This is a genomic window from Acinetobacter sp. UBA2581, assembly GCF_002339435.1.
In the GTDB taxonomy this organism is placed as follows: domain Bacteria; phylum Pseudomonadota; class Gammaproteobacteria; order Pseudomonadales; family Moraxellaceae; genus Acinetobacter; species Acinetobacter variabilis.
The window spans coordinates 1-10,138 of the sequence record NZ_DDLD01000063.1 but is presented as its reverse complement, the minus strand read 5'-3'; the positions used below and the strand labels follow the sequence as shown (position 1 = coordinate 10,138).

Sequence of the window (10,138 nt, the reverse complement as noted above, 5' to 3'; positions counted from 1 at the left end):
GACGACCAAATTGTTATCAAGTTCTACAAAACCAGTATTATTACTAAGATAATTTTTACAAGATAAAGGGATAGTTAAAAACTATCCCTTTTTTAGAATTTCTAAAATTAACATAATACACCTTATACGAAATTCGCAAAAATTTCCCTTTTAAAACAATGATTTATAGGTGTAAAACAGCCTATGCACGCTCTCTTAGGCTGTTTTAGCAATTTTTCATGTTCCACGGTCAATAAGTAAGCAATGTTCCACGGTTTTATTCAGTTTTAATAAACCTCATCCGGTTTTTTGATGAGTCATTATTTCATGTGCTTGCACTGAAATTGGCTCATCAAAAAATTGGAGTCCTGGCTAACCATAGGGAAGGAAAAAACGGCTCAGGAAGCCCCTCTTCTTAGGTTCAGGCTCAACATGTTCCGGAACAGGGATACGTTTGTTCTCTGGAGTAGTCAATCCGTCCTCTTTAACCTGCTTTAACTGAATATTTGTTGCCATATCAGTTGGGTTTGGCGAAATATTACTTTCAATATTCTCTTTATTAGGTTCACTACTAGCTTTAGGTGGCTTCATTTCAATTAGTGTAAGAAGCGTATCAATACGAGCATTAGCTTTAGCCTCTCTATCTTCTGCTTTTTCTAATTGTTTCTTTAAAAAGTCGATCTGATTTTTTAACTCTACTACTGTTTTATCAGTGTATTCGGGTGTATCCAGATTCTGTATTAGAGACGTATCAATACGTTTTGACTGTTTTCCAGAAAACGGTTCACCATATACACGCAATAATTCTGAAAAGTCTATAAAGCCATCATGATCACGGCTTAATACCCCATTTTTTATATCTTTATAAAGTGTCGCTCTAGATTTTTTATACAGTGTGGCAGCATCACTAACACTGTATTTTGTACTTGTTTTCATAGTGTATTACTGTGTATTTAAGATACGTATTGAAGAATACAATAAGTGTATTCTTCAATACACTCAAGGTTTGAAGCCTAAGTTCCGTAAGTAAGGTAAAAACTGCTTCTGTTGTTTTGGATCTCTAAGTTTTTCCTTGATTTTTGAAGCCAATATTTCATAGCTCTCACCCTCACGTGCTAGATGAGAAAGTTCATGTAGACGCGATAGTTGATTACCAAACATGTTTATCTGAGCATCTGTTAACTTATAGAACTCTTTCGGTATGTCTGTACTTTCCTGACCAATACTTTTTGTTTTTTCTTTAAAAGAAAAAGTAATGTGAGTAACTTTACGACCTGTTTTTTTCTGCTCATACGTCACACGTAAAGGGCTGTATTCATTTATTTGATCTACAGCAGTATCAATTACCCTTTTTTTAAAATCAGCAAATAACGGATACTTTTTACCTAGTTCCAGCATCGTTCGTAGATTATCAACAGAGATTTCACGCTTACCTATTTGTCTGTATTGCACCAGTAACTCATAGATACGGATACCGTACCCACTGTTGATACCTGCGATATCAGATAGAGCATATTTCGTAAATTCTCTACTTAGGTTGGATATAAAAGGCAAAATTGGTTTTGAAAAGCGAATACCAATGACACTTTGACTATCTAAAAACTGAACCTCTTGTACCCATCTCATTTTGATAGATTTATCGTCCACAGAGAGGTTGATAGACCTTTCATAAAGTCTATTAATCCCTTCTTTTAAATCTCTATAGGCTGTTTTCTCGTGTACTCCTAGGAGCTGTAATTCATTAACACTCACTGGGTATAACTCATCATCTGTGATGGGTTGATTCTTTGGAATACGTGAAATGGCTGCTAAGACAATACGTTGCTCTACGGCACTTAATTGATATGAAGCTTCTATAACTTGATTTGATTTTACAACTTGATTCTTATCCAAAATAAAACCATTTAATTTTTAATATATGACAAATATATACTTGTCATAGTTAGTAGTCAATCCGTCATAGTTAAGTAGTCAATCCGTCATAGTTAGTAGTCAATCCGTCATAGTTAGTAGTCAATCCGTCATATTTAAATGCTGAAACCATTGCTACTAAAGGCATACAGAGGGCTGAAAAGATTTAAAATATTTAAAAATAATTAAAAAAGGAAATTTGAAAAATTGCCCTTGGTTTTCGCTTCGCTCAAACTCTATTGAATCTCGCTTTCGCTCGATTCGTCGGGGCAATTTTTGGTTCATATTTTCGTGAATTTGAGGAAAAGCAAAAGCAAGATCAAAAGCAGCTCGGAATTCGCTTCGCTCATGAGCTTTTTTTCTCGCTACGCTCGATTTAAGAATCAAATTTGGAAAGTTCGCACCCATGCGGGATGCTCTGTAGGGTAGGTGATTAATGGATAGGGAGCTTGTAATCAGGGAAAGGGATGGGCAAATTTTCTCAGTTCGCTCGTAGACACTCGCTCTGTTTAGCGACTCATGCCACGAGATTTCATTTTAGGCGCATGTTGCTGTGCTTTGAGCTGTTGTTCCTGTCTGAGTTTCATCTGTTGTTCTGCTTTGATCTCATCCACACATTTTTTAATGACTTGATAGGATGGGTATAGAGTCTGGTATTGCTTGGCTTTGGCTGGATGTTGTTGTTGGTACTGCTTCCAGGCATGTTCTTTAAACTTTTCATTTTCCAATAAATCCTTCACACCATGTTTTTTCTGGTGTTCATGCTGACCTTTCAGCTTTTTGTGCTCCTGGTAAATCGCATCACGTTGGGCTTCCCAGGCTTTTTTTCCAAACAGTAAGGGTTTGTTCTGAGTTAATTCGTTGTGTTGATCGACCAGGCTTTGCAATTTGTCATGACTTTGCTTGAGTCCGCTTTTCACGATCTCCTGGGCAAGCTGCTGATTGAACTCATTTTGATGTTTGTGGTGCTTGGTCAGGGTTATTTCGGCTTGTTTGAGATTACGCTGCATGAAATCCAGGTCTAGATTCGCGTCTTTTGCGCTGATTTCGCGTTTTAGCACTTTGCCAAGGGTTTCCCTCTGTTTTTCCTCAAACAGGGCTTTTTCGTCAATTGGTGGCGTTTTAGCGCTATTTTTGATTTGGATCTGCTGTTCTGTTTTCAGTGTGCTGAGTTTGATCTCATTTTCAGCAATCAGCAGATCCATATTTTTGCTGTATTGCAGCTGAGCCTGATTTCTCTGTTTGATTTCGTCATTGCTTCGGCTGATTTCGGTCTCAATCCCTTTTCGGCGCAGTTCGGTGACTTTAGGCCCTTCGTGCAGGGTGGCTTCCAGACCATTCTCCTGGTCCTTGTAGCTGCGGTGGTCGACTCGGGCGGTGTATCCGGCCATGTCCAGGTGCATATTGCAGATATCGGCAAAGTGTTTGCGCCAGTGTTCGATTTCTCCACTGTGTTTCTGATCCAGTTCCCGGGTTTTCTCGGTAAAACCTTCGGGAATGAGCTTGCGTGTGCTCATCAGGATATGGGCGTGATAATTGCGTTCATCACTGCCGGATCCGGTATGCGGGGCATGGATACAGGCATCAACGGCCACCTGATGTCTGTCCACGATACTGGCGCATAGTTCTTCGAGCATGGCCAGGCGTTGTTCCTGATTTAATTCACTTGGAAAAGCGATTTCAAATTCCCGGGCAACTGTCGAGTTTTTTCGGGTTTCGCGCTGTTCAACTTCGTTCCAGAGTCTTTCCCGGTTTTTTAAATGTTCTGGTGCGTCTTTGGGTAAATAAATCTCTTTGTATTCCACACCAGTTTTTCGGCTGTAGTCATGTTCTCGGCCTTCACGTTCACAATAGATCTTTTCACCAGCCCGATAGGCGATTGCAGCAGTGGCGGAACGTCCTGCTGATCGTGCTACGGTTTTGACTGAAAAGTGGTAAATCGCCATGCCTATTTTTCGCTTTTAAATTTTCACGTAGTGAAATACAACCGTGTCTACGGTTGTCGGGGTATTGGGGAGACCCCAATCGGACTTGCAAACGAAGTTTGCATAAGTGCGCTCTTCGAGGAAAACATTACTATACATATAGCACCTTGAATGCAGATTCAAGTGCGCTTATGTTAGGGATGGTTTCCCTGGATGACGGTATTGAATGAATGAGCATTACTGAAACATTAGACAGTAAAATTAAGGCCCAGGAAGAGAAGCTGAAGCAGTTAAAGGCTCAAAGACAGGCAGCATTGGCAAGAGAACGTGCCAAAGAGAAAGAGCAGGCACGAAAGGACGATACCAGACGCAAGATTTTAATCGGATCCTGCATGTTGAAAATTACCGAAGATGATGAACAAGCCAGAGCAAAACTGATTGCTCAGATGGATAAATATTTAATGGATGAAAGAGATCGTAAGCTGTTTGATCTGTCGGCAGTTAATTACTAATTTCTTGAAAAGATACATAGGAATTTGAAATGAGATTACTAATTGCCTTAATTTTTCCCTGGCTACTGTTTTTCACCATAGGACGACCATTTGCAGGCATCATTTGTTTGCTACTTCAGATTACAGTTCTAGGTTGGATCCCGGCTGCGATCTGGGCGGTCTATGCTTTGTCGCAATACAAGACTGATCAGAAAATTAAAAGAGCAATTCGCTCATCATAAATAGTGTAATTGTGTGATTTTTAGATCTGATTGATTTTGTGATTTCCATCACACTTATCCATGAGTGAATGATCAGATTGTGAAGATTATTTGAGCAATAAGTGATTTAATAAATTTTATAACAATAATTATAAAACTCCAGAGGTAAAGAAATTAACCCTCTAATTCTTAGTTAGAAAAATAATTAAAACAAGAATTAGAGGGTTTCATTTTTTATCGAGTTCACTCTATTTTGCCACAAAGCTCCTATCCAATATGGGTAAGGTAGCTAGAAATGGGTTCTAACAATCTAGGTGTTTCTTTAATTCTGTTCTTTTCTATTCTATTCATTCGACACATAAGATCACGAATTACGTAAACCCTATATAAATTTATTTTTTAAACACTCGGATGTCTTATTTCATACATTAATTTACAGCGATTTCTTGGCGCATAAGGCTCTAATAAAAGTGTTTTTTATTTTTGGCAGCCTTGATACGAGTCTGTTTAATGTTGAACTAGAGAGAGGAAATCCGCATGCGTGCTCTTACCTATCATGGTGCTCGGGATGTACGAGTTGAATCCGTTCCAGATCCAGTGATTCAGGAACCAGATGACGTCATTTTAAGGGTGACAGCGACTGCCATCTGTGGCTCAGATCTGCACCTATACCGGGGTAAAATTCCGGCCACTGAAGATGGCGATATTTTCGGCCATGAATTTATGGGAATTGTAGAAGAAGTCGGCCCTGAAGTCACCGAAGTCAAAAAAGGCGACCGGGTCATTATTCCTTTCGTGATTGCATGTGGTCACTGTTTTTTCTGTGAACATGAACTCATGGCTTCCTGTGAAAATACCAATACCGGCCGTGGTGCAATTCTCAATAAAAAACAGATTCCACCAGGGGCAGCTTTATTTGGCTTTAGCCATCTATATGGTGGTATACCGGGTGGTCAAGCTGAATATGTGCGGATCCCCAAGGGCAATGTCGGACCATTTAAAGTGCCAGGCTCCCTGCCTGATGAAAAAGTATTATTCCTGACCGATATTCTACCAACCGCCTGGCAAGCAGTGAACAATGCCCAAGTTGGTCGAGGTTCCAGTGTGGCGATTTATGGTGCTGGCCCAGTTGGTCTGCTGGCTGCTGCCTGTGCGCGGATGCTCGGTGCCGAGCAGATTTTTATGGTCGATCACCATCCTTATCGTCTGAGTTTCGCACATCAAACCTATGGGGTGATTCCGGTCAATTTTGATGAAGTCGATGCCGCTGAATTTATCATTCAAAATACCACGGGTTATCGTGGAGTCGATGCCGTCATTGATGCGGTCGGTTTTGAAGCCAAAGGCAGCATGCTGGAAACCGTAATGACTAACCTGAAATTAGAAGGTTCGAGTGGTTCAGCGTTAAGACAATGTATTGCAGCGGTCCGCCGCGGCGGTGTGGTGAGTGTACCTGGAATTTATGCCGGTCCAATTCACGGCTTCTTGTTTGGTGATGCCTTTGACAAAGGTTTAACCTTTAAAATGGGACAAACTCATGTGCATAATTACTTGCCGCAGTTGCTAGAACATATTGAAAATGGAGATCTGTCTCCAGATCTGATTATTACCCATCGCATGAAACTGGAAGATGCTGCGGAAGGTTACCGTATTTTTGATAAAAAAGAAGAAGACTGTCGTAAAGTTATTCTGACGCCATAAATATGATTAAAGGAAAGCGCCATCAGGCGCTTTTTTACTTTGGAGAAATCGGACATTTCCATTTGGGGGTTACAACTGAATTGCGTATAAGAGATTTTATGTTAAATAATGATGCGACATAAATAGTCGTATGACTATGATCATCTAATTGACTTCTTCTTAATAAAACTAGATTATTTTTATAGTTTTTAATCAATTAGGAAGATGAAATGTCATTAATCTCAGCCCAAGAAGCGCGTGAAAATGCAGATAAATTTAGTCTAAGTTCTGATGAAATGTTAAATGAAGTAGCGAACGCAATTTCAGCTAACTCTAAGTTAGGAAAAACCGAGATAGTAGTTGCTTTTTTATCGAAAGTTGTCGATCAGAGCGAATTAAATTTTGTAGAAAAAAGCTTAAAAGAAAAAGGATATAGTGTTAACTCTTCTAATATCGAAGATAAGATCTATATTAAAGTTAATTATTAATTCAAATAAAATAAAAAGGAGCTTAAGCTCCTTTTTATGAATGATTTTTCAAATCATTCAACATTGCATCACGCAAAATCTTATTCATTCGTGTTTGATAGCCTTTGCCTTGGGCTTTTAGCCACTGCATGACATCTGCATCAATGCGAACCGTAGTTACTTGTTTAGTCGGCTTGTAAAAAGGATTTTGTACAGCATTTTTCCAAAAACTTTCATCAAGTTCAGGGATGTCTGAAAAGTCTATTTCGCTGTCTGGGCGTTTATCTAATGCCTCAAGTCTTGTCTTTTGTTCTTCAGATAAGACAGGAGGTTTATTCAAATCTACTTTGTAAGTAACGGTTTTGTTCATACTGTTTCCTCTCTTTTTTCTCTGCCTGTCGTGCTGAAATAATACGGATATGATCAATCCCATTATGATCTTGTACAGTATGAGCCACTAATAAAACTGTCTGCCCATGTACGAGACCTATCGCTTGCCAACGATATTCACCATTTTCAAAGCGATCCTGTTTGAAGACGGCATGAGCATCATAAAAAACCAATGTTGCATCTTCAAAAGCTACACCATGCTTTTTAAGGTTTATTTCTGCTTTATGCTCATCCCATGAAAACTCAATTTTCATAGTTGCATCGCTTTTTGTTAATATAAAAATGTTAATACAAAATTGTAAATTTTGCAAAATTTAGCCAATTTTTATTGGCGGAATATATCAAAACTGCTCATAAAAAAGCCGACTTGTTTCAAAATCGGCTTTTTGGGCATTTTTAGATTTTTATAGTTTAAATAAGTATTTGATATTTATATTAATATACAAGTGTACTTCGTATAACCGCCATTATGTTAAATGGACATAAATCAATTCTAAAATTATCTATGATCATTCTTACTTTTACTTCAGTACTGCGGTTAGGGTGGATAGAAAAGGGCCTAACTGCTATCATTGCCCCCGAAACCCTCCAAAATAGATATCTTTCTTAATATGACACTTACGCCACCATAAGTTTATTTATCTCTTAAAACAGTAAATAACTCATCACTGTCTAGTGATGTGGTGTAGTAGCTTGTGTGTCATATATCACATCACTAGCCTTTCCTAAAATTTAAAAAAATAGGCTATTTTCATGTTATCCACTATTCGAGAACAATGGTTCTCCAATATTCGCGGGGATGTTCTTGCGGGTATTGTTGTTGCTTTGGCTCTAATTCCTGAAGCAATTGCCTTTTCAATTATTGCAGGTGTCGACCCTAAGGTAGGGTTATATGCTTCATTCTGTATTGCCGTGGTGATTTCTTTCGTAGGCGGTCGTCCAGGGATGATTTCTGCTGCAACTGGTGCTATGGCTTTATTAATGGTCACACTGGTTAAAGAGCATGGTCTGCAATACTTATTAGCAGCCACAATTTTGACAGGATTTATTCAAATCCTAGCAGGCTATCTAAAATTAGGTGCATTGATGCGCTTTGTGTCAAAGTCGGTTGTGATTGGCTTTGTGAATGCCTTGGCTATTCTAATTTTTATGGCCCAATTGCCTGAACTCACCAATGTGACATGGCATGTCTATGCGATGACAATTGGTGGTTTAGCCATTATTTATCTATTCCCCTATATCCCAGTAATAGGCAAGCTTTTACCCTCTCCCCTCATCTGTATTGTACTCCTCACGCTCTTTGCCTTGTTCATTGGTTTAGATGTAAGAACCGTAGGTGATATGGGGCAATTACCAGATACTCTTCCAATTTTCTTGCTTCCTGATATTCCTTTAAATCTTGAAACTTTAGCTATTATTTTGCCTTATTCACTGGGATTAGCAGCCGTCGGTTTGCTTGAATCTATGATGACAGCAACGATTGTCGACGATTTAACAGATACCACCAGTGATAAAAACCGTGAGTGTAAAGGACAAGGCGTTGCCAATGTCGCTTCAGGCTTCTTAGGCGGAATGGCAGGCTGTGCCATGATCGGTCAATCAATTATTAATGTGAAATCTGGTGGTCGTACCCGTTTATCTACCTTTAGTGCGGGGGTCTTCCTGTTAATTATGGTGGTGTTTATCAGTGACTGGCTCAAAGTCATTCCAATGGCTGCACTGGTTGCCGTAATGATCATGGTTTCAATCGGAACATTTAACTGGGATTCACTGCGCAATATTCGCCAATATCCCTTCTCTAGCAATATCGTAATGATAGCGACAGTGGTTGTGGTTGTTGCCACACATAACCTGGCTTATGGCGTATTAGTCGGTGTTCTTCTTTCTGCATTATTTTTTGCTAACAAAATTGAACGCTACATGGCAATTCAGTCCGAATTTAATGAACCTGAAAGTACCCGTACTTATACGGTGACGGGTCAAGTGTTCTTCAGCTCGGCAGATAAATTTACGTCTGCATTTGATTTCAAAGAAGCACTTTCAAAAGTTGTGATTGATGTTAGTCAGGCTCACTTTTGGGATGTGTCTGCGGTCGCTGCCGTAGATAAAGTGGTCATTAAGTTTAGACGTGAAGGAACAGAAGTCGAACTGATTGGAATGAATGAAGCCAGTAAAACGTTAGTCGATAAGTTTGGTATCCATGATAAGCCAGATGCTTTAGATCGCTTAAATAGCCACTAAGAGGGATGAATTATGTCAAAAATTATTGCATGTATTGATGGATCATTAGCAACAAATACCGTTTGTGATTATGCAGCTTGGTTTAGCGATAAATTGAATTCACCTCTTCAGTTATTGCATGTCATTGATAAGCCAAAAGCGAAAGCACCACAAGATTTAAGTGGTGCAATTGGTCTAGGAAGTCGAGAAACCTTGCTAAACGAGTTGGTTGAACTGGAAGAACGTAAGGGGAAAATTGAGCTAGAGCATGGCCAAATTCTTCTTCGGGAAGCAAAAAACTATCTATTGGAGAAGTTCTCTATTGATGCTCAAAGCTTTCAACGCCATGGCAGTCTTTTAGAAACAATCATGGGAATGGAAGAGGATATTCGAGTTCTTGTTATGGGTAAGCATGGAACTGAAACCGAGCACAATTCCAGTAAAGTTGGAACCCATATTGAAAATGTTGTTCGTGCTCTTCATAAACCCGTGTTAATCACATCCTCACCGTTTAGTCCACCTCAGTCATTTTTAATTGCTTTTGATGGAAGTCCTACTGCACGTATTTGTGTAGACAAAATTGCAAATAGCCCTTTATTAAAAACCCTGACAGCTCATGTGGTATATGTTGGTAAGCCAAATAGTGATATGACATCACAAGTCACTTGGGCAAAAGAGCTACTTGCAAATAATGGTTTTGATGTCATTGATAGTGTGCTTGAAGGTGATGTTGAGAAATCTATATTGGATTATCAAGAAAAAAACGTTATTGATATGATTGTGATTGGTGCATATGGTCATTCAAAGATACGCCAGTTTTTTATTGGTAGTACGACGACCAAATTGTTATCAAG

General features: G+C 39.1%; 11 protein-coding genes. 6 read left to right on the top strand and 5 right to left on the bottom strand.

The genetic code is table 11. From position 1 onward, the window contains the following. Positions 1–351: 351 nt before the first annotated feature. The 3 genes from B3Q46_RS07590 to mobQ all read right to left on the bottom strand — a co-directional run bounded on the left by B3Q46_RS07590 (position 352) and on the right by mobQ (position 3,836). The gene (locus B3Q46_RS07590) at positions 352–915 is read right to left on the bottom strand and encodes a plasmid replication DNA-binding protein (protein WP_009508997.1); all 564 of its coding nucleotides are present in this window, start codon (positions 913–915) and stop codon (positions 352–354) included. Between the two features lie 63 nt (positions 916–978). Continuing rightward, the gene (gene repM, locus B3Q46_RS07585; protein WP_004734502.1) at positions 979–1,872 is read right to left on the bottom strand and encodes a replication initiation protein RepM; all 894 of its coding nucleotides are present in this window, start codon (positions 1,870–1,872) and stop codon (positions 979–981) included. 527 nt (positions 1,873–2,399) lie between these two features. After that, the gene (mobQ, locus tag B3Q46_RS07580; RefSeq protein ID WP_272361955.1) at positions 2,400–3,836 is read right to left on the bottom strand and encodes a MobQ family relaxase; all 1,437 of its coding nucleotides are present in this window, start codon (positions 3,834–3,836) and stop codon (positions 2,400–2,402) included. 209 nt (positions 3,837–4,045) lie between these two features. Between mobQ and B3Q46_RS07575 the strand changes: the two genes are divergently transcribed. From B3Q46_RS07575 to B3Q46_RS07560, 4 genes are all read left to right on the top strand, one after another. Continuing rightward, positions 4,046–4,327, top strand: coding sequence for a hypothetical protein (locus tag B3Q46_RS07575; protein ID WP_009509001.1), 282 nt, complete (start codon positions 4,046–4,048; stop codon positions 4,325–4,327). A 29-nt stretch (positions 4,328–4,356) separates the two neighbouring features. After that, complete coding sequence (locus B3Q46_RS07570; RefSeq protein WP_004282089.1) at positions 4,357–4,548, top strand: YqaE/Pmp3 family membrane protein; 192 nt, start codon at positions 4,357–4,359, stop codon at positions 4,546–4,548. Between the two features lie 516 nt (positions 4,549–5,064). After that, the gene (locus B3Q46_RS07565) at positions 5,065–6,228 is read left to right on the top strand and encodes a zinc-dependent alcohol dehydrogenase (protein ID WP_005006199.1); all 1,164 of its coding nucleotides are present in this window, start codon (positions 5,065–5,067) and stop codon (positions 6,226–6,228) included. A gap of 209 nt (positions 6,229–6,437) precedes the next feature. After that, positions 6,438–6,695: a hypothetical protein gene (locus B3Q46_RS07560; RefSeq protein WP_180004482.1), complete on the top strand. Its 258-nt coding sequence runs from the start codon at positions 6,438–6,440 to the stop codon at positions 6,693–6,695. A 34-nt stretch (positions 6,696–6,729) separates the two neighbouring features. On the opposite strand, the gene B3Q46_RS07555 is transcribed toward B3Q46_RS07560, so the two are convergent. Both B3Q46_RS07555 and B3Q46_RS07550 read right to left on the bottom strand, forming a co-directional pair. Then, a complete protein-coding gene (locus B3Q46_RS07555) occupies positions 6,730–7,044 on the bottom strand; it encodes a BrnA antitoxin family protein (protein WP_009508993.1) in 315 nt (104 codons plus the stop codon). Beyond that, positions 7,007–7,318, bottom strand: coding sequence for a BrnT family toxin (locus tag B3Q46_RS07550; protein WP_009509004.1), 312 nt, complete (start codon positions 7,316–7,318; stop codon positions 7,007–7,009). Before B3Q46_RS07550 ends, B3Q46_RS07555 begins: the two co-directional genes overlap by 38 nt. Before the next feature lie 499 nt (positions 7,319–7,817). On the opposite strand from B3Q46_RS07550, the gene B3Q46_RS07545 reads away from it, so the two are divergent. Further along, positions 7,818–9,305, top strand: a complete 1,488-nt coding sequence (locus B3Q46_RS07545) for a SulP family inorganic anion transporter (protein WP_005146104.1) — start codon at positions 7,818–7,820, stop codon at positions 9,303–9,305. Positions 9,306–9,317: 12 nt separating this feature from the next. Then, the coding region (locus B3Q46_RS07540; RefSeq protein WP_286714064.1) for a universal stress protein at positions 9,318–10,138 on the top strand (821 nt) is incomplete at its 3' end.

Excerpts from the sequence above, each read along its gene's own strand:
- B3Q46_RS07590 (WP_009508997.1), bottom strand. The coding sequence starts at position 915 with ATGAAAACAAGTACAAAATACAGTGTTAGTGATGCTGCCACACTGTAT.
- mobQ (WP_272361955.1), bottom strand. The coding sequence starts at position 3,836 with ATGGCGATTTACCACTTTTCAGTCAAAACCGTAGCACGATCAGCAGGA.
- B3Q46_RS07575 (WP_009509001.1), top strand. The coding sequence starts at position 4,046 with ATGAGCATTACTGAAACATTAGACAGTAAAATTAAGGCCCAGGAAGAG.
- B3Q46_RS07570 (WP_004282089.1), top strand. The coding sequence starts at position 4,357 with ATGAGATTACTAATTGCCTTAATTTTTCCCTGGCTACTGTTTTTCACC.
- B3Q46_RS07565 (WP_005006199.1), top strand. The coding sequence starts at position 5,065 with ATGCGTGCTCTTACCTATCATGGTGCTCGGGATGTACGAGTTGAATCC.
- B3Q46_RS07560 (WP_180004482.1), top strand. The coding sequence starts at position 6,438 with ATGTCATTAATCTCAGCCCAAGAAGCGCGTGAAAATGCAGATAAATTT.
- B3Q46_RS07555 (WP_009508993.1), bottom strand. The coding sequence starts at position 7,044 with ATGAACAAAACCGTTACTTACAAAGTAGATTTGAATAAACCTCCTGTC.
- B3Q46_RS07550 (WP_009509004.1), bottom strand. The coding sequence starts at position 7,318 with ATGAAAATTGAGTTTTCATGGGATGAGCATAAAGCAGAAATAAACCTT.
- B3Q46_RS07545 (WP_005146104.1), top strand. The coding sequence starts at position 7,818 with ATGTTATCCACTATTCGAGAACAATGGTTCTCCAATATTCGCGGGGAT.